Here is a 17,109-nt window from a genome sequence, read left to right on the forward strand (position 1 = left end):
GGGTGGGCACACCCCCGGTGGTCCACCCCCCGCCCCCGCCCCCCCCCCCCCCCCCCCCCCCCCCCCCCCCCCCCCCCCCCCCCCCCCCCCCCCCCCCCCCCCCACGACGGTGGGCCGGACGGCGGCGCAGGTGAGCCGGCCGCGGTCCGGGTAGGGCGGTCCGGTGGAGCGGTCGGTCACCGTCGCGGTCGACGACGACCTGCGGCCGCTGCTGCCGGCCCGGGACCGCGCGGCCGGCCGGCGGGTGCTCGCCGCCGACCCCGACGCGACCGTCGGCCACCTGGTGCAGGCCGCCGGCGTCCCGCTGACCGAGGTGGGCGAGCTGCTCGTCGACGGCGTCCCGGTGTCCCGGGGGGCCCGGCCGCCGCCGGGTGCGACGGTCGCCGTCCGTCCCGTCCGGCGGCCGCAGCCGGTTCCGGCCGGCGGCTTCCTCCTCGACGTCGGCCTGGGGGCGCTGGCGCGGCGGATGCGACTGCTCGGCCTGGACACCGCCTGGTCGCCCGAGGCCCGCGCCCCCGACGCCGACGACGCCGAGCTGGTGGCGGCCGCCGTCGCCGGGGACCGGGTGCTGCTCACCCAGGACCGTGGCCTGCTCATGCGCCGCGCGCTGCCGGCCGGGGCCTGGGTGCGCGGCGCGACGCCGGACGAGCAGCTCGCCGACGTCCTCGACCGCTTCCGGCCGCCGCTGGCCCCGCTCACCCGCTGCCCGGCGTGCAACGGCGTGCCGGGTCCGGTGCCGCCCGCCGAGGTGGCCACCCTCGTGGAACCGGGGACGTGGCGCACCGCCACGGAGTTCACCCGCTGCCCGGACTGCGGGCGGGTCTACTGGCGCGGCGCCCACGCCCGGCGCATCGACGAGCTCGTGGCCCGCGCGCGCCGGCTCACCGGCAGCCGACAGCGCGACGACGGCCCGTAGGGGCCACGCGGGTCGGCCCCGCCGCGTCAGCCGGGCCGGCAGGACGAGGGGGTCCGCCCGGCCCGACGGCGAGCTCCGCGGCGCGCACCGCCACCGCCACCGCCACTGCCACTGCCACTGCCACTGCCAGGCTCGTCGTCCCGGCGTCCTGAGCACCCGCGGGCCGCGGGACCGCCCGCGGCCCCGGGACGGCCCAGGCGAGCCTCACCTCGGCCCCCGCGGGCCACGTCCTGGCCCTCCCGTGACACCGCCGGCGGGCAGGAGCACCGACGACCCCACCGCGCACCGCCCGTCCCCCTGCGAGGCCCGCCGTGTACCTGTCGAAGACCGAGGCCGCCGTCCTGCCGACGACGCTGGTCGGCACCCCGAGGACCCCACCCCCGCCGACGACCGGCCGGCGGCGGCTCTGGCCGCTGCTGGGCCCGGCCTTCGTCGCCGCCGTCGCCTACGTCGACCCCGGCAACTTCGCCACCAACTTCTCAGGCGGCGCCTCCTTCGGCTACACGCTGCTGTGGGTGATCGTCGCGGCCAACCTCATGGCGATGCTCATCCAGAGCCTCACCGCCAAGCTCGGCCTGGCCACCGGGCGCGACCTCGCCACCAACTGCCGCGAGCAGCTCCCCCGTCCGGTCACCTGGGGGCTGTGGGTGCAGGGCGAGGCGGTCGCCATCGCCACCGACCTGGCCGAGATCGTCGGCGGGGCGGTCGCGCTGTACCTGCTGTTCGGGGTGCCGCTGCCGGTGGGCGGGGTCATCACCGCCGTCGTGGCGTTCGTGCTGCTGGCCGCACAGTCGCGCGGGCACCGGCCCTTCGAGCGGGTCATCACCGGGCTGCTGCTGGTCATCGGCCTGGGCTTCGGCTACACGCTGGTCGGCTCCGGCGTCGACCTGGGCGGGCTCGCCGGCGGCCTGGTGCCCACCTTCGCCGGTCCCGACAGCCTGGTGCTGGCCGCCGGCATCCTCGGCGCGACGGTGATGCCGCACGTCATCTACGTGCACTCCGCGCTGACGCCGGGCCGCTACGGCGACGTCGTCACCGCCGGCCGCACCCAGGAGGGACGGCGCCGGCTGCTGCGGGCCCAGCGCATCGACGTCCTGCTGGCCATGGGCCTGGCCGGGCTGGTCAACGCCTCGATGCTGGTCATCGCCGCGCAGCTGTTCACCGGCGACGCCGGTCAGGCCACCTCGCTGGAAGGCGTGCACGCCGGGCTCGGCGAGCAGCTCGGCGCCGGCGCCTCCCTCGCCTTCGCCCTCGCGCTGCTGGCCAGCGGGTTCGCCTCGTCGTCGGTGGGCACGCACGCCGGGCAGGTGGTCATGGCGGGGTTCCTGCGGCGCCACGTCCCGGTGCTGGCGCGCCGGCTGATCACCCTGGCCCCGGCGCTGCTGGTGCTCGTCCTCGGCGGCGACCCGACCACCGCGCTGGTGTGGTCGCAGGTGGTGCTCAGCTTCGGCATCCCCTTCGCGCTGGTGCCGCTGCTGTGGCTGACCAGCCGGCGCGACCTGATGGGCGGCTGGGTGAACCGGCCGGTCACGACCGCCGCGGGCGCCGTCGTGGCCGCGCTGATCATCGGCCTCAACGGCCACCTGCTGCTGGGCTTCGTGCTGGGGTGACCCGCCGCCCGCTCCCCCGCGCCGAGATCGGCGCTCTCGTGGTCATCAGCCGCTGATGGCCACGAGACCGCCGATCTCGCGCGCGTCACGGACGGCTCTCGGCGCCGCGGGCGAGCTCGGCGGTGGCCCGGACGTCGTCGGCGATCACCGGCCACAGGGCGCGGGGCTCCTCGCTGCCGAGGAGGAGACGATCCTGGCCCGGCGGGCGGACACCCTCGCGCTGGCACGGGAGTCCGACCCGATCCCCGTCAGCGAGGCGGTCATGAGCTCCTGGGCACGCCTGGTCGTCGACTGCCGCCGCGCGGGCGTCCACCGCACGGTCACGCTCACCGACGCCCTCGTCGCGGCCACCGCGGTCGTGCACGGGCTGCCCGTCGTGACGCAGGACGAGGACGTCGACCGGATCGCGGCCGCCCACTCCCCGCTCCGCGTTCTCAGGGTCTGACGACGGCCCGCCCGAGCGTCCCGGTCAGATGCGGGTCGACCAGGTGGACAGCCCGCCGGCGCGGCGGAAGCCGAGCGCCTCGTTGACCGCGACCATCGGCCGGTTGGTGTCGGAGTTGTAGGTGCTGATCCGCCGGACCGCCGGCAGCGTGGCGGCGAGCTCGCGCAGGACGGCGATCTTCACGCGCGCGCCGAGGCGGTGCCCGCGGTGCTCGCGCAGCACCAGCGTGCCGCCCTGGTTCGCGCGTTCGGGGTGCGCCAGCGGCACGAGCAGCTCGGTGAAGGCCACCAGCCGGCCGTCCCGCACCGCGCCGGCCGAGAGCACCGTGCGGCCGCGGGCCAGGTCGACGTCCTCCTGCTCGCGCACCCGCGCGGCGTCCCAGTCCTCCTCGTCGACCGGCACGTCTCCGCTGGGCGCGTCGGTCGACATCCGGCGGCTGAGCAGCGCCCGGTCGGCCAGGAGGTCCTCGGGTGTCCGGTCCCGCCAGGTGACCACCTCGTAGCCGGCGCCGGCGGCCGCCGCCTCGGCCTCCAGGGCCGACAACCGCTCCTCGTCCACCGGGAGCAGCAGGTCGCGCCGGGTCTCCTGCAGGTCGCACGCCCAGCCGGACGCCAGGGCGAAGGCCCGCCCGGGAGTGCCCGGCCCGGGCTCGTCGACCTCGGCGACGAGCGACGAGCGCCCGGCCGCCGCGGCCAGCCGGACCCCCTCCTCCAGCAGCGCGGTGCCGACGCCCCGGCGGCGGGCGGCGGGGTGCACGGCCAGGTCGAGGAAGGCGACGGAGGTGTTGTCCCGCACCGGCAGCAGCACCCGCAGCGCGCCGACGACGGCACCGTCGACCACCGCGGCCCGGTGGGTGCCCACCCGCGAGCCGCCAGGGGTGGTCAGCCGCCGGGCCAGGGCGAGGTGGTCGGAGGCCGGCCGCGGCGCCTCGCCGGGACGGGCGGCACGCTGGCTCTCCGCCCACACCGCGCACCAGGCGGTGAAGCGCCCGTCGTCCGGGCCGGTCTCCACGATGTCCACGCCTGAGCCTGACCGGCGGCGCAACCGCGTTTCCGGCTCAGGCGGGCCAGATGCCGGCGAAGTGGTGCACCGGGCCGGCGCCGGAGCCGACGCCCAGCGACCGCCCGCCCTCCAGCATGCGCTGCAGGTGGTCCCGCGCCTGCTCCACCGCCGGCTCCCAGCGCGCCGGGCCACCCACGCCCCGGGCCACCAGCGCCGCGATCGCCGCGGACAGCGTGCAGCCGGTGCCGTGGGTGGCGGGGGTGTCGATCCGCGGCCGCCGGGTCGGGACGACGCCGTCGGCGGTGGCCAGCACGTCGACGCTCTCGTCCCCGCCGAGGTGGCCGCCCTTGAGCAGCACCGCGCCGGGGCCGAGCTCGAGCAGCGCCTCGGCCTGGCCGGGCAGGTCGTCGACCGACCGGGCCGGGGCGACGCCGAGCAGGGCGGCGGCCTCGGGCACGTTCGGCGTCACCAGGTCGGCCACCGGCAGCAGCACGTCGCGCACGGCGACGACGGCGTCGTCGTCGACCAGCCGGTCGCCGCTGGTGGCCACCATGACCGGGTCGACGACGACCGGCCCGGCCGCCCGGCCGGCCAGCGCGGCCGCCACCTCGCGGACGACGTCGGCGGTGCCGAGCATGCCCGTCTTGGCCGCGTGCACCGTCACGTCGTCGAGCAGCGTGGCGAGCTGCTCGGCCACGAACGCCGCGGGCACCGGGTGCACGCCGGTGACGCCGCGGGTGTTCTGCGCGGTGAGCGCGGTGAGCACGGCGGTGCCGTAGGCGCCCAGCGCGCCGAAGGTCTTGAGGTCGGCCTGGATGCCCGCGCCGCCGCTGGGGTCGCTGCCCGCCACGGTCAGCGCCACGGGGGTCACCGGCGCGCCTCCCGCAGGGCGCGCGCGGCCGCGGTGGGGTCGGGCGCGGCGCAGATCGCCGAGACCACGCAGATCCCGTCGACACCGGTGACCAGCGCGGCCCGGTCGGAGGAGATCCCGCCGATCGCCACCGACCGCAGCCCGGCCGCCGCCGCCTCCGCCGCCAGCGCCGCGACGCCCTCGGGCCCGAGCCCGGTGCCGGCGTCGGGCTTGGTCGGGGTGGTCCACACCGGCCCGATGCCCACGACGTCGACCGTGCCCGGCGGCAGCGCCAGCGCGACGGCGAGCTCGTCGTCGGACCCGGCCGACAGCCCGAGCAGCCGGTCGGGGCCGATCCGCGCGCGCACCTCGCCCGCGGGGGCGTCGTCCTGGCCCACGTGCACGCCGTCGGCCCCGGCCTGCAGCGCGACGTCGACGTCGTCGTTGACGAACAGCGCCACCCCCGTCCCGGCCAGGACCTCCTTCACCGACAGGGTCAGGGCGTACAGCTGCCGGCACGACGCCGTCTTGTCGCGCACCTGCACCGCGGTCACCCCGCCGGCCACCGCCGCGCGGACGACGTCGGGCACGCCGCGGGCGCCGGCCAGCGCGGTGTCGGTGACCAGGTACAGCGTCGGGTCGAACGCCGGCCTCACGCGGTCACCCGTGCCGGGGACAGGTCGGTCACCGCGTCGAGCGCGTCGAGCCAGCGCGGGGCGAACGTGCCCGGCCCGGCGGCGACCGCGGCCGCGGCCTCGGCGGCCAGCGCCACGTGCGCGTGCGCGGCCACCGCGCCGGTGAGCGGGTCGTCGGCGACGGCGACGTAGGCCGCGACCAGGGCGCCGAGGGCGCAGCCGGCGCCGGTGGTGCGGGTGAGCAGCGGCGACCCGCCGCCGACCCGCACGGTGCGGGACCCGTCCGTCACGACGTCGACCTCCCCGCTCACGGCCACCACGCCGCCGGTGCGCCCGGCCAGCGCGACGGCGGCGTCGAGCGCGTCGTCGACCTTCGCCGTGGAGTCGACCCCGCGCCCGCCCTCCCCCGCGCCGGCCAGCGCCATGACCTCGCTGGCGTTGCCGCGGACCACCGCCGGCCGCGAGCCCAGCAGCTCGGCGGCGAGCTCCGTGCGGAACGCCAGCCCGCCGACGGCGACCGGGTCGAGCACCCAGGGCGTGCCGGCGCCCGCGGCCGACCGGGCAGCCAGCCGCATCGCCTCCGCGGTGCGCCGGTTGACGGTGCCGACGTTGACCAGCACCGCCGAGGCGACGGCGGCGAAGCCCTCGGCCTCGGCCGGCTCGTCGACCATCGCCGGTGCCGCGCCGACGGCCAGCAGCGCGTTGGCGGTGAGCGTCTGCACGACCGTGTTGGTCAGGCAGTGCACCAGCGGGGCGGCGCCGGGCAGTGCGCTGCGGGCAGCGGTCAGAGCAGTGGCGTCCATCGCCGTGACATCCCTTCGCCAGCATGACCTGGACAGGTTCGGCGGGTGTGTTCTCAGCCCGCTCCCGAGAGCGGACACCCCGAGTCACTCGGCGGCGACGGTACCCCTCCCGCGCGGTGCCGCGCCGGGATCCCAGGCGGCGTCGAAGAAGCCGAGCTCCAGCTCCATCGCCCGCCGGTAGGCCCGCCGCACCGCCGGGGTGTCGGCGGCCAGGCGGTCCAGCAGCGCCTCCAGCGTCGCGGCCAGCTCCTCGAAACCGGCGTCGGCGTAGGTGTCGACCCACTCCCGGTAGGGCCCGGCCGCGGAGCCGGCCAGCGCCTGCCCGAGGTGCGCGTAGAGCCGCATGCACGGCGTCATGGCCGCCGCCACCTCCCCGAGGTCGCCCAGGGCTGCGGTGGCCAGCAGGAACTCGGTGTAGGCGAGCGTGGCCGGCGCCGGCTCGACGTCGGCCAGGTCCACGCCCCACCGCGCCGCGTAGCCCTCGTGCAGCCGCAGCTCGTCGCGGACGCCGGCGAGCAGGTCGGCGAACGCCGCCAGGGTCGCGCGGTCGCGGCTGTGCGCCACCCCGAGCGCGTAGGCGCGGGCGAAGGCCTCGAGGAAGAACGCGTCCTGGGCGACGTAGCCGGCGAACCGCTCGCGCGCCAGCGTCCCGTCGCCGATCCCGGTGACGAACGGGTGCCCGGCGGCGGCCGCGGCGAGGTCGGCGCTGCCGGCCCACAGCTGCGCCGACAGGGTCACCGCGCCATCCCCCAGAACGCCTCCTCCGCGGCGGCCACCTCGAGGAACACCGTCTCGTCGGCCGGGCCGGCGTCGTCGGCGGCGGCCTGCAGCCCGGCGACGTAGGAGGCGAACCCGGGCACGGTCCAGTGCTCGACGAACGGGCGGTACTGCTCCGCTCCCGGCCGCGCCGACCACCAGGCGTCGAGGTAGGCCCGCTCCACCGCCCACAGCGCGGTCAGCGCGGTGCCGACGTCGGCGGCGTCGAGCCGGTAGAGCAGGTCCCCGTAGGCGATGGTGGCCGGCAGGCGCGGCGCGGCGAGGTCCAGGCCGCGCTCCTCGGCGACCCGGGCGAACCAGTCCAGCTCCTCCACCAGCGACACGCACCCGGCGGCCAGCACCGCCTGCGCCGGGCGCGGGGCGCGGGCCAGCAGCCGGGCCTGGAAGCGCAGCAGGTCGGCGAGGAACCAGGCGTCCTGCACCAGCCAGGTGTCGAACGCGGCCGGCGGCAGCGTGCCGTCGCGGACGGCGTCGAGGAAGGGGGCACGGGTGGCTCGGCCCCACGCGTCGGCGTGGCGGACGAGCAGGTCGGCGACCGGCACGGCGGCCGACCCTACGGGGTGGCTATGGTGGCCGCGCCACGTGCGGGAGCTCGGGTCGACCGGGCTGAGAGGGCGGCTGGACGCGCCGCCGACCGCTGGAACCTGACCGGGTAATGCCGGCGTAGGGAGCGAGCATGAGCGCGGCGGACCCCGTCCGTACCGACGTCGTCGGCACCCCCGAGGTGCCCCTGACCCTCGACGGCGCGCCGCCGCGCACCCTGGGCCTGGCCGACACCCTCGGCCTGTGGGCCAACCTCGGCGTCAGCCTGCTGCTGCCGGTGGCAGCGGTGTTCGTCGTCCTGCCGGGGCGGCCGCTGTGGGTCACCGTCGCCGCGATCGTCGTCGGCGCGGTGGTCGGCTCGGCGCTGCTGGGGGCGGTCGCCGCGGCCGGCGCGCGGGAGAGCGTGCCGGGGATGGTGCTGCTGCGCGGGCTGCTGGGCCGCCGCACGTCCTGGCTGCCGACGGCGTTCAACCTCGTGCAGTGCGTCGGCTGGGCGACGTTCGAGATCGTCGTCATCGCCGAGGCCGCCTCCCGGGTGCTCGGCGCGCCGCGCTGGCCGTTCGTCCTCGCCGCGGGGCTGCTGGCGACCGCGATGGCGCTGCGGCCCCTCGGCGTCGTCCGGGTGCTGGCCCGGTACGCGGTGTGGGCGGCGCTGGCCGCCGTCGGCTACCTGTTCGTGCAGGTGCTCGCCGAGCCGCTTCCGCCGATAGGGGGCGGCGGGGCGACGTCGTTCTGGACGGCGGCCGACGTCGTGATCGCGCTGCCGGTCTCCTGGGTGCCGCTGGCCGCCGACTACACCCGGCACGTGCGCAGCGCCCGCGCGGCGGGGGTCGGGTCGGCGGTCGGCTACGGGCTGGCCACCGTGGTGATGTTCGTGCTCGGCGTGCTGGCGCTGGCCGCCTACGGCAGCGCCGGGCTCGACGTCGTCGACGCGCTGCTGGCCGTCCCGCTGGGCGCGCTGGCGGTGCTCGTGCTGGTCGCCGTGGAGCTCGACGAGGCCTTCGCCAACCTCTACTCCACCGCGGTGTCGGCGCAGAACGTCGTCGCGCGGCTGGACCGGCGGGTGCTCGCGGGCGCCGTGGGCACGCTCGCCACGCTGCTCGCCCTCTCCCTCGACGTCGCCGCCTACGAGCCGTTCCTCTTCCTCATCGGCGCGGTGTTCGTCCCGCTGGCCGGCGTGCTGGTCGTGGCCTACTGGACCACCCCGCGCGGGCGCTGGGACACCTCCGACACCGCCCCGGCCCGGCCGCTGTACCTGCTGCCGTGGCTGGCCGGGTTCGTCGCCTACCAGCTCACGCTGCCCACCTGGTTCCCCGGCCCGGGCGCCGGCTGGACGGCGTGGTGGACCGCGCGGCAGGCCGACCTGGGCATCGACCCGGCCAACGGCTGGTCGGCGTCGCTGGTGGGGCTCGCCGTCGCCGTGGCGCTCACCGTGCCGGTGACGCTCGCCGCCCGCCGCCGGTGACCGACGTCGCCGTCGCCGGCGGCGGGCTGGTCGGGCTCGCGGTGGCCTGGCGGGCCGCCCGGCGCGGGCTGTCGGTGACCGTCGCCGACGACGCCCCGGGCGGCGGCGCCTCGGCCGCCGCGGCCGGGATGCTCGCGCCGGTGGCCGAGGTCGGGTACCGCGAGGAGCCGCTGCTGCGGCTGGGCCTGGCCTCGCTGCGCAGCTGGCCGGCGTTCGCCGCCGAGCTGGCGGCCGCGTCGGGGTGGCCGGTGGGGCTGCGCACCGCGGGCACGCTGGTGGTCGGCCTCGGCGAGGACGACGCCGGCGAGCTCGACGCCCTGCACGCCTTCCAGCGCGAGCTCGGCCTGGCCGCGCGGCGGCTGACCCCGCGCGAGGCCCGCCGCCGGGAGCCGGCGCTGGGCACCCGGGTGCGCGGCGGGCTGCTGGTCGAGGGCGACCACTCCGTGGACGGCCGCGCGGTGCACGCCGCGCTGCTGGCGGCGTGCGCGGCCGCCGGCGTGGGGCTGGTGCGGGAGCGGGTGACCGGGGTCGTGGTCGACGGCGGCCGCGCCGCGGGACTGCGGCTGGCCTCCGGCGCCGTGCTGGCGGCCGGCGCCACGGTGCTCGCGCTCGGCGCGCACAGCGGCGCGCTGCCCGGGGCGCCGGCGCTGCCGGTGCGCCCGGTGAAGGGGCAGGTGCTGCGGCTGGCGGGCGCCGACGGCCTGCTCGCGGGCACGGTGCGCGCGCTGGTGCGCGGCCGACCCGTCTACCTCGTCCCGTACGGCGGGGACCGGCTGGTCGTCGGGGCCACCGTGGAGGACCGCGGCTTCGACGCGCGGGTGACCGCCGGCGCCGTGCACGACCTGCTGCACGACGCCGTCGAGGTCGTCCCGGAGGTCGAGGAGCTGGAGCTGACCGAGACGCTGGCCCGCTTCCGGCCGGGCACGCCGGACAACGCGCCGCTGCTCGGGCCCTCGTCGCTGCCGGGGCTGGTGCTGGCCACCGGTCACCACCGCAACGGCGTGCTGCTCACCCCGGTGACCGCCGAGGCCACCGCCGACCTGCTGGCCACCGGCGCCCTGCCGGAGGTGGCCGCCCCGTTCACCGCCGACCGCTTCGGAGGACCCGAGTGCAGCTGACCGTCAACGGCGACCCGGCCGAGCTGGCCGACGGCGCCACCGTGGCCGACCTCGTCGCCGCCCGGGCCGCCGGGCACGACCGGGTGGCCGTGGCCCGCAACGGCGACGTCGTCCCCCGCAGCAGCTGGGCGGCGACCCGGCTCGTCCCCGGCGACGCCGTCGAGGTGCTCGCCCCGACCGCAGGAGGCTGACGGTGAAGGACCCCCTCGCCCCCCGCCACTCGCGAGCTCGTGGCGGGCCCCTGCACGGGGGCCGAGCGGCCGATGGCGGCGACGTGTTCGAGCTCGGCGGGGTGGCGTTCGGCTCGCGGCTGCTGCTGGGCACCGGCGGGGTGCCCAGCCTCGAGGCGCTGGAGGCCGCCGTCCGCGCCTCGGGCACCGAGCTCGTGACCGTGGCGCTGCGCCGGGTGGAGGCCTCGGCGAGCGGCTCGATGGTGCAGGTGCTCGACCGGGCCGGCGTCCGGCTGCTGCCCAACACCGCCGGCTGCCGCACCGCCCGGGAGGCGGTGCGCACCGCCCGGCTGGCCCGCGAGGCCTTCGGCACCGACTGGGTCAAGCTGGAGGTGATCGGCGACGACGTCACGCTGCTCCCCGACGCCGTCGAGCTGCTCGACGCCGCCGAGCAGCTGGTGGCCGAGGGGTTCACCGTGCTCGCCTACACCACCGACGACCCGGTGCTCGGCCGCCGGCTGGCCGACGCCGGGTGCGCCGCGGTGATGCCGCTGGGCTCGCCGATCGGCAGCGGCCTGGGCATCCGCAACCCGCACGCCATCGCGCTGCTGCGCGAGGCCGTCGACGTCCCGGTCGTCCTCGACGCCGGCATCGGCACCGCCTCCGACGCCGCGCTGGCGATGGAGCTCGGCTGCGACGCGGTGCTGCTGGCCTCGGCGGTGACCCGCGCGCGCGACCCCGAGCGGATGGCGCTGGCCATGCGCTCGGCGGTGGAGGCCGGCCGGCTGGCGCGGCTGGCCGGCCGGATCCCGCGGCGCCTGCACGCGGAGGCCTCGACGTCGCCCGTGGGCCTGCCGGCGCTGTGAGCGGACCGCGCCTGCTCGTCGTCACCGACCGGACGCAGGCGCGCCGCCCGCTGCCCGAGGTGGTGGCCGCGGCCGTGGCGGCCGGCGCCCGCGCGGTCTGGCTGCGGGACAGGGACCTGCCGCGCGCCGACCGGACGGCGCTGGCCGCCGACCTGCGCGCGGTGCTCGCCCCGGTGGGCGGCCTGCTGGTGTGGGGCGGCGCGGACGGCGCCCCGGGCGGCTCGCCCGTGCACCTGTCGGCGGCCGACCCGTTCCCCTCGGTCCGGCCCCCGCTGGTCGGCCGCTCCTGCCACTCGGCCGCCGAGCTGGCCCGCGCCGCGGCGGAGGGCTGCGACTGGGTCACGCTCTCCCCGTTCGCGCCCACCGCGTCCAAGCCCGGGTACGGCCCGGCGCTGGGCACCGCGGGCCTGGCCGCGCTGACCCCGGCCGCTCCCCCGGTGCTGGCGCTCGGCGGCGTGCTCCCGGGCGACGTGGCGGGCTGCCTGGCCGCGGGGGCGTCCGGCGTGGCGCTGATGGGGCCGGTGATGCGCGACCCCGCCCTGGTCGCCCAGTACGTCGCCGCGCTGGCCGGGGTCCCGGGGGTGTGACCTCGGTCCTTCCGTGTTTGGGGACGGCCGGCGCGAGCCACACGCAGGTGTTGGACATCGACGCCCAGCAGTGGGCGGTACGCGCGAGGAGCTGACGGGTGAGACGCGGACCAGCCGTGCCCGGCTGGCCTCCGGCGTCCCCGCCGCCCGCGTGGGACGGGCTGTCCTGGCAGCTCTCCGACGTCGCCGAGCTGCCGCGGGTGCGCGACGAGCTGCGCCGGTCGGAGGAGGTCGACGGCCCGGCCGACCTGCGCGACCGGTTGCTGCTGGTCCTCGACGAGATGGCCTCCAACGCGCTGCGCCACGGCGGGGGGCACGTCGAGGCCGCGGTCCGCCGCACCGGCGACGCCTTCCTGGTGGCCGTGTCCGACGGCGCCGCCGGCACCCCGCCCACGCCCGCCGTCGACCGCGACCCCAGCCGGGGCGGGCTGGGGCTCTACCTGATCGCCGAGCTGTCCACCGCGCACGGCTGGTACGTCGACGGCGACGCCAAGACCGTCTGGGCGGTGCTCCCCCCGGCCTGAGGCGACCCCGTCACCCTTGGGGGTGGAGGCGGATGGCGACGAGGGCGACGTCGTCCTGGAGGCCCTCGGGCTGCAGCCGGGTGACCAGCGCGTCGCACAGCCGCTCCAGCGGCAGGTCGGCGAGCTGGGCCAGCGCGGCGCACAGCCGGTCGGTGCCCTCGTCGAGCAGCAGGTCGCGGCCCTCGACCAGTCCGTCGGTGTAGAGCAGCAGCGTCGAGCCGCGGCGCACCTCCAGCTCCTGGGAGGTGCGGTGCGCGCCGGGGTCGACGCCGAGCATGAGCTGCCCCCGGGCGCCGCCGAGCCGGTGCACCTCGCCCTCGGGGGTGAGCAGCAGCGGCACCGGGTGACCGGCGTTGGACCAGCGCAGCGTCGTCGTCCCGGCGGCGCGCTGCTGCGGCGTCTGCTCCACCCGGGCGACCACCGCGGTGGCCATGGTGTGCAGCCCGAGCGCCTCCATGGCGTCGTCGAGCTCGGCGAGGACGGCGTCGGGCGGGTTGTCGCCGCGGTGGGCGATCCCCCGCAGCATCCCGCGCAGCTGGCCCATCGCCGCGGCGGCCTCGGTGTCGTGCCCGACGACGTCGCCGATCACCAGCACCGTCGACCCGTCGCGCGGCAGGAACGCGTCGTACCAGTCGCCGCCGACCTGGGCGACCTGCACGGCCGGCTGGTAGCGGACGACGATCTCGGCGTCGTCGGGCTGCGGCGGCGCGGTGAGCAGGCTGCGCTGCAGCGCCTCGGCCAGCCGTCGCTGCTGGTCGAACAGCCGCGCGTTGTCCAGCGCGAGCGCGACGCGGTCGGCGACCTCGCGGGCTGCGGCGACGTCCTCGGCGGTGGCGGCGGGCCGGTCGGCGCCGCGGTAGACGCTGAGCGCGCCGAGGGTGCGGCCGCGGGCGAGCAGCGGCAGCGTGACCGCCGTCCGCGGGGCGAGCGCGTCGAAGACCTCGAGCACCTCGCCCTCGGGGAGGGTGGGGCGGACCACTGCCGGGACGTCGGCCACGGTGAGCAGCCGGCCCGACCCCAGCGCCTGCAGCACCGGGGCGTCGGGGGCGATGGAGGCCAGCCGCAGACCGGCGTAGGCGGCGGTCGCCGGGCGCATCGCGGGGTCGGCGTGCCAGCTGGCGACGTCGTGCATCCGGCCGTCGGTGCCGTCGGCCAGGGTGAGGATCGCCCAGTCCCCCAGGACCGGGACGACGGCCTCGGCCACCCGCTGCAGCGCCGCCTGCTCCGCCGCCGCGGAGCCCGGCGTCGCCGACATCAGCGCGCTGACCTCGGCGAGGAGCGTGAGGCGGGCGGCGCTCGCCCGCGCGCGCTCCTCGGCGGCGCGGCGCTCGGTGACGTCGAGGAAGTACACCGACAGGCCGTCGGGCCCGGGCCACGCCCGGACCTCGTACCAGGCGTCCAGCGGCGGCGGGTAGTGGGCGTCGAAGACCCGCTCCTCGCCGCGCTCCATCACCGCGCGGTAGTTGACCTCGAAGTCGCTGCCGACGGCGGCGGGGAAGAGCTCCCACAGGTCGCCGCCGAGCAGCTCGTCGCGGCTGCGGTGCAGCACCCGCTCGGCCTCGGCGTTGACGTAGGTGAACCGCCACGAGCGGTCGAGGGCGAAGAACGCCGACCGCATGGTCTCCAGCACCCGCGAGACGCGGGCGTCGCCCTCGCGCAGCCGGGTGGTGTCGAGGGCGGCACCGAGCAGCCGCACCGCCCGGCCGCGGGAGTCGGCCAGCGCCCGGCCGCGGCCCTGCACCCAGCGGGTGTCGCCGGAGGGCAGCACGACGCGGAACTCCGCCTCGTAGGTGCCGACCGTCTCGACGGCCTCCTGCAGCGCCTGCAGGGTGCGGTCGCGGTCGTCGGGGTGCAGCCGCGCGGCGAAGGCCTCGATCGTCTCGTCGAAGCCGCCGGGCCGGTAGCCGAACAGGGACAGCAGCTGCTCGTCCCAGGCGAGCCGGCCGGTGAGCAGGTCCCAGTCGAAGCTGCCGATGCCGGCGGCGTCGATGGCGAGCTCGAAGCGGAGCCGGCTGACCTCGGCGTCGTCGGGGAGGAGGGACAGCGGCCGGGGCGCCTCACCCGGCGACCCCGGACGCTGCTCGGGGACGGTCACGGGGAGCGGGAGGTCCATTCGTGCGGGGGAGAGCGGCGGTCCGCCGTCCTTTCTCCCATGCCGGGGCGGTGGGAGACAACCGGTGTGCCGGAGTCGACACCCGCCTCCGGCGTGCGGGAGCCCCGGTCCGCGGCCGGCGGACCGGGGCTCCGTCGAGGGCTCAGGCGGCCGGGGTGACCCCGAACTGCGCGAGCCAGTCCTGCACGACCGGGATGTCGACGCGCTGCAGGCCGTCGATGTACCGGCAGTTGCTCGTGTAGCCGTAGCTGGTCACCGTGACGACGTTGCCCGACGGGGCGAAGCTCGGGCCCCCGGAGTCGCCGAAGCAGGTGCCGCCGCCACCGCGGTTGTCGTTCTCGTTGCCGTTGACCTGCAGGATCTGCGCGGTCAGCTTCTGCCCGACGACGTCGGTGTAGCGGCGCACGATCGGGTAGCTCATCGGCGTCGGCTTCTGCGGGCCGGAGTCGGCCTGCCGCACCTCGGTGCCGTAGCCGACGGCGCGGAACGTCGTGGAGTTCAACCGCGGCTGGGCGTACTGGTCGAGCTCGTTCGGGGCGGCCAGCTGCGCCGGCTCGATGCCGGTGACCGGCTCGTCGAGGACGATGACGCCGACGTCGTTCCAGTTCCGCTGGTCGGTGAAGTCCGAGTAGCCCGGGTGGGTCTGCGCGGTGCCGGAGTACCAGTCGGAGCCGTCGGTCTCCTCGCTGCCGGTGTACCCGGCGGCGGGGTCGGCGGCGACCGGCAGCGCGGAGGGCTCGCCCGGTGCGGGCTGGGTGCGGGCGACCTCCCAGTCGAAGGTCACCAGGGTCTTGCCGTCGGTCCCGTCGGTGCAGTGCGCGGCGGTGAGGACGACGGTCGGGCTGACCAGCGTCCCGGAGCAGCGGTACCGGCCGCCGTCGCTGTAGAAGGCCAGCATCCCCACGTTGGAGTACGTGTTCGCGCTGTCCTCGGTGCCCCCGGTGACCGCGCCGGCCGGGGCGGGTGCCACCAGGCCGGCGGTGAGCAGGGCGGCGGCTCCGGCGAGCACCGCCTTCGTGCGTGCGTGCATCCTCGTCCTCTCCGTCGTCGGGCCGCCGGACCGCGACCCCACGGAGGGCAACGAACCCTGTACCGACCGGATCCGCAACTCGGGGGGCCCGGAACGCCGGACGGGCGCCCCGGGAGCGAGCCGGCCGGCTGCCGGTCCGACGCTCCTGGGGCGCCCGTCGAGGCCGTGGTCCCTCCCACCCCGGGCTCCCGGGACGGCGTCCTGCGGTCTCCCTCGTCGCGGCGCCGGGCCGGGACCGCGTCCCGGTCCGGCGAGCGTCTCCCTCGGGCGGCCGGTGGGGCCGGCGCCGTCCTGGCCAGGTCGTGCCGGTCAGAGACCCGGGGACGACGGGGTGGGTCGTCCTGCGCCGGGCACCGGCAGGGCCTGGGTCCTCGTCCGCGGGCGCTGCCGGGGTCGCCGTCCCGCGTCGCGTCCGGGCCTCCCGGGAGAGTCCGCGCGCTGCACCCGGGTCGGGTCAGTCGGCGGGAGGTCGAGGCCGGATCGTCGTGCGGTGCGGTCTGCCGGCGGCGGGGCGGTGCCGCGGGAGGGCCAGGGGTGGGCCGTGGAGGCCGGGAGGGAACTGCTCGGGGAGCGGGCCGTCGGTCCGGCCACCCGCGGGGGGACGGGGGTGGCCGGGCCCGTCGGGCTCGGTCGACGAGGGGAGCGGACGCGCGACGTCCTGGGAGGAGGAGGCGCGGGGGATCAGTCGGGAGCCGGTGGGGGCCGGGGCGAGCCCCGGGCCCGGTGCACGGCCGGGTCGCCCCGGGTCCGCACCGCACCGGCGAGGGACACCGGTGGGTCGGGCGCCCGCGCCCGCGAGGAGCCCGGCGCCGGGCGCAGCGGCCAGCCCGCGGGGGCCAGCGCCGGCGCCGCCCGGCGCGGGGCGGGGACCGGCCGGGCGGCGCCGGCCGGAGGAGACGCCGCGGTGGGGGAAGACACCGCGGGCCTGACCGTGGGGGTGCTCGGCAGCTCGGTGAGCACCACGGGCCCGTTCGCGACGGGAGCGGGGGCCGGCCGCCGGGGGGCGCCCCAGGCGAGGTGCGCACCGTCGGGACCGGCGCCCCAGAGCGCCAGGCGGCGCACCAGACCGGGGCCGGCCGGCGGGACGACGACCGGCGGGGTCGGCCACGCGGCGTGGGCGCCGTCGGGACCGGCGCCCCAGAGGGCCAGGCGGCGGACCGTCGCGCGGAGGCGCGCCCCCAGCCGGGAGCCGGGAGCGGGCCGGGCCGCCGCGGACGCCGGGACCGGGGGCACCGCGGGGAGCACGGCGGGGGTCACCGCGGCCGCCGAGGGGCGTGGCCGCGGCGCGGGCACCGGGCGGGCCACCGGCAGCGGACGCAGCGCCCGCCGGGCGACCGGGTGCCGCGTGGCGGCGGCCCGGACCGGGCGACGGCGGCGCGGCGGGGCGCCGGCGCGCTCGAGCAGGTCGAGGAGGCCGGTCAGCGGCCGGTCGTCCGGCAGCACGGCCGGCGCCGCAGCCGGAGCCGGGACCGGACGCGAGGCCGCCCGCGCCACCGGTCGCGACACCGGCGGGGACACCGGCGGCAGGGGGGCCGACCACAGGGCGGCTGCCCGGTCGATCGCCATGCCGGCCTCCTCGGGGGGTCTGTGTCCGCAGCCGGGGAAGGTGCTGCGGACGAGGAGAACGGTAGGGACCGCGGGCCTCGCGGACGGCT

Annotated in this window: 18 protein-coding genes and 2 riboswitches; of the genes, 9 read left to right on the forward strand and 9 right to left on the reverse strand. The window is 78.3% G+C overall.

Translation table 11 applies throughout. The features are described 5' to 3' along the window. Window positions 1-163 precede the first annotated feature (163 nt). From ACI780_RS18280 to ACI780_RS18290, 3 genes are all read left to right on the forward strand, one after another. The gene (locus tag ACI780_RS18280) at window positions 164-916 is read left to right on the forward strand and encodes a Mut7-C RNAse domain-containing protein (RefSeq protein ID WP_457004770.1); all 753 of its coding nucleotides are present in this window, start codon (window positions 164-166) and stop codon (window positions 914-916) included. A 311-nt stretch (window positions 917-1,227) separates the two neighbouring features. Next, window positions 1,228-2,526 carry an Nramp family divalent metal transporter gene (locus ACI780_RS18285; protein ID WP_457004773.1) on the forward strand — a complete coding sequence of 433 codons (1,299 nt, stop codon included), beginning with the start codon at window positions 1,228-1,230 and terminating at the stop codon, window positions 2,524-2,526. Window positions 2,527-2,581: 55 nt separating this feature from the next. Then, entirely contained in the window at window positions 2,582-2,971 is a 390-nt protein-coding gene (locus ACI780_RS18290; protein ID WP_456872116.1) for a PIN domain-containing protein, read from the forward strand. Between the two features lie 24 nt (window positions 2,972-2,995). On the opposite strand, the gene ACI780_RS18295 is transcribed toward ACI780_RS18290, so the two are convergent. The 6 genes from ACI780_RS18295 to ACI780_RS18320 all read right to left on the reverse strand — a co-directional run bounded on the left by ACI780_RS18295 (window position 2,996) and on the right by ACI780_RS18320 (window position 7,580). Continuing rightward, window positions 2,996-4,015, reverse strand: a complete 1,020-nt coding sequence (locus ACI780_RS18295; RefSeq protein ID WP_457004775.1) for a GNAT family N-acetyltransferase — start codon at window positions 4,013-4,015, stop codon at window positions 2,996-2,998. Between the two features lie 13 nt (window positions 4,016-4,028). Beyond that, window positions 4,029-4,844, reverse strand: a complete 816-nt coding sequence (thiD, locus tag ACI780_RS18300; protein ID WP_457004777.1) for a bifunctional hydroxymethylpyrimidine kinase/phosphomethylpyrimidine kinase — start codon at window positions 4,842-4,844, stop codon at window positions 4,029-4,031. Beyond that, window positions 4,841-5,479, reverse strand: coding sequence for a thiamine phosphate synthase (gene thiE, locus ACI780_RS18305; protein WP_456872113.1), 639 nt, complete (start codon window positions 5,477-5,479; stop codon window positions 4,841-4,843). The genes thiD and thiE overlap by 4 nt, the downstream gene beginning before the upstream one ends. After that, on the reverse strand, window positions 5,476-6,261 hold the full coding sequence (gene thiM / locus ACI780_RS18310) for a hydroxyethylthiazole kinase (RefSeq protein ID WP_457004780.1): 786 nt from the start codon (window positions 6,259-6,261) through the stop codon (window positions 5,476-5,478). Before thiM ends, thiE begins: the two co-directional genes overlap by 4 nt. After that, a riboswitch (TPP riboswitch) is annotated at window positions 6,255-6,353 on the reverse strand. Its footprint overlaps the gene before it by 7 nt. Beyond that, on the reverse strand, window positions 6,346-6,999 hold the full coding sequence (locus ACI780_RS18315) for a TenA family protein (RefSeq protein ID WP_457004782.1): 654 nt from the start codon (window positions 6,997-6,999) through the stop codon (window positions 6,346-6,348). Its footprint overlaps the riboswitch before it by 8 nt. Continuing rightward, window positions 6,996-7,580, reverse strand: coding sequence for a thiaminase II/PqqC family protein (locus tag ACI780_RS18320; RefSeq protein ID WP_456872110.1), 585 nt, complete (start codon window positions 7,578-7,580; stop codon window positions 6,996-6,998). The genes ACI780_RS18315 and ACI780_RS18320 overlap by 4 nt, the downstream gene beginning before the upstream one ends. A gap of 37 nt (window positions 7,581-7,617) precedes the next feature. After that, window positions 7,618-7,716: riboswitch (TPP riboswitch) on the forward strand. Between ACI780_RS18320 and ACI780_RS18325 the strand changes: the two genes are divergently transcribed. The 6 genes from ACI780_RS18325 (at window position 7,715) to ACI780_RS18350 (ending at window position 12,311) form a co-directional block, all read left to right on the forward strand. Continuing rightward, complete coding sequence (locus ACI780_RS18325) at window positions 7,715-9,046, forward strand: purine-cytosine permease family protein (RefSeq protein ID WP_457004784.1); 1,332 nt, start codon at window positions 7,715-7,717, stop codon at window positions 9,044-9,046. (Overlaps the previous riboswitch by 2 nt.) After that, on the forward strand, window positions 9,043-10,164 hold the full coding sequence (gene thiO / locus ACI780_RS18330) for a glycine oxidase ThiO (protein ID WP_456872108.1): 1,122 nt from the start codon (window positions 9,043-9,045) through the stop codon (window positions 10,162-10,164). Before ACI780_RS18325 ends, thiO begins: the two co-directional genes overlap by 4 nt. Further along, window positions 10,155-10,355: a sulfur carrier protein ThiS gene (thiS, locus tag ACI780_RS18335; RefSeq protein ID WP_456872107.1), complete on the forward strand. Its 201-nt coding sequence runs from the start codon at window positions 10,155-10,157 to the stop codon at window positions 10,353-10,355. Before thiO ends, thiS begins: the two co-directional genes overlap by 10 nt. An 83-nt stretch (window positions 10,356-10,438) precedes the next feature. After that, entirely contained in the window at window positions 10,439-11,200 is a 762-nt protein-coding gene (locus tag ACI780_RS18340; protein WP_456872106.1) for a thiazole synthase, read from the forward strand. Next, a complete protein-coding gene (locus tag ACI780_RS18345; RefSeq protein WP_456872105.1) occupies window positions 11,197-11,787 on the forward strand; it encodes a thiamine phosphate synthase in 591 nt (196 codons plus the stop codon). Before ACI780_RS18340 ends, ACI780_RS18345 begins: the two co-directional genes overlap by 4 nt. Before the next feature lie 98 nt (window positions 11,788-11,885). Next, a complete protein-coding gene (locus ACI780_RS18350) occupies window positions 11,886-12,311 on the forward strand; it encodes an ATP-binding protein (RefSeq protein ID WP_456872104.1) in 426 nt (141 codons plus the stop codon). A 10-nt stretch (window positions 12,312-12,321) separates the two neighbouring features. Here ACI780_RS18350 and ACI780_RS18355 read toward each other — a convergent pair whose 3' ends face one another. From ACI780_RS18355 to ACI780_RS18365, 3 genes are all read right to left on the reverse strand, one after another. Then, complete coding sequence (locus tag ACI780_RS18355; RefSeq protein WP_457004789.1) at window positions 12,322-14,424, reverse strand: SpoIIE family protein phosphatase; 2,103 nt, start codon at window positions 14,422-14,424, stop codon at window positions 12,322-12,324. 142 nt (window positions 14,425-14,566) lie between these two features. After that, a complete protein-coding gene (locus tag ACI780_RS18360; protein ID WP_456872102.1) occupies window positions 14,567-15,454 on the reverse strand; it encodes a S1 family peptidase in 888 nt (295 codons plus the stop codon). Window positions 15,455-16,135: 681 nt separating this feature from the next. Next, window positions 16,136-17,020, reverse strand: coding sequence for a hypothetical protein (locus ACI780_RS18365; protein ID WP_457004791.1), 885 nt, complete (start codon window positions 17,018-17,020; stop codon window positions 16,136-16,138). Window positions 17,021-17,109 lie beyond the last annotated feature (89 nt).

The sequence above is a fragment of the Geodermatophilus sp. SYSU D00814 genome, assembly GCF_054050055.1.

What these genes read in the sequence shown, in the direction of transcription:
- thiM (WP_457004780.1), bottom strand. Translation starts at nt 6,261, where the DNA reads ATGGACGCCACTGCTCTGACCGCTGCCCGCAGCGCACTGCCCGGCGCC.
- ACI780_RS18365 (WP_457004791.1), bottom strand. Translation starts at nt 17,020, where the DNA reads ATGGCGATCGACCGGGCAGCCGCCCTGTGGTCGGCCCCCCTGCCGCCG.
- ACI780_RS18360 (WP_456872102.1), bottom strand. Translation starts at nt 15,454, where the DNA reads ATGCACGCACGCACGAAGGCGGTGCTCGCCGGAGCCGCCGCCCTGCTC.
- ACI780_RS18325 (WP_457004784.1), top strand. Translation starts at nt 7,715, where the DNA reads ATGAGCGCGGCGGACCCCGTCCGTACCGACGTCGTCGGCACCCCCGAG.
- ACI780_RS18355 (WP_457004789.1), bottom strand. Translation starts at nt 14,424, where the DNA reads ATGGACCTCCCGCTCCCCGTGACCGTCCCCGAGCAGCGTCCGGGGTCG.
- ACI780_RS18290 (WP_456872116.1), top strand. Translation starts at nt 2,582, where the DNA reads ATGGCCACGAGACCGCCGATCTCGCGCGCGTCACGGACGGCTCTCGGC.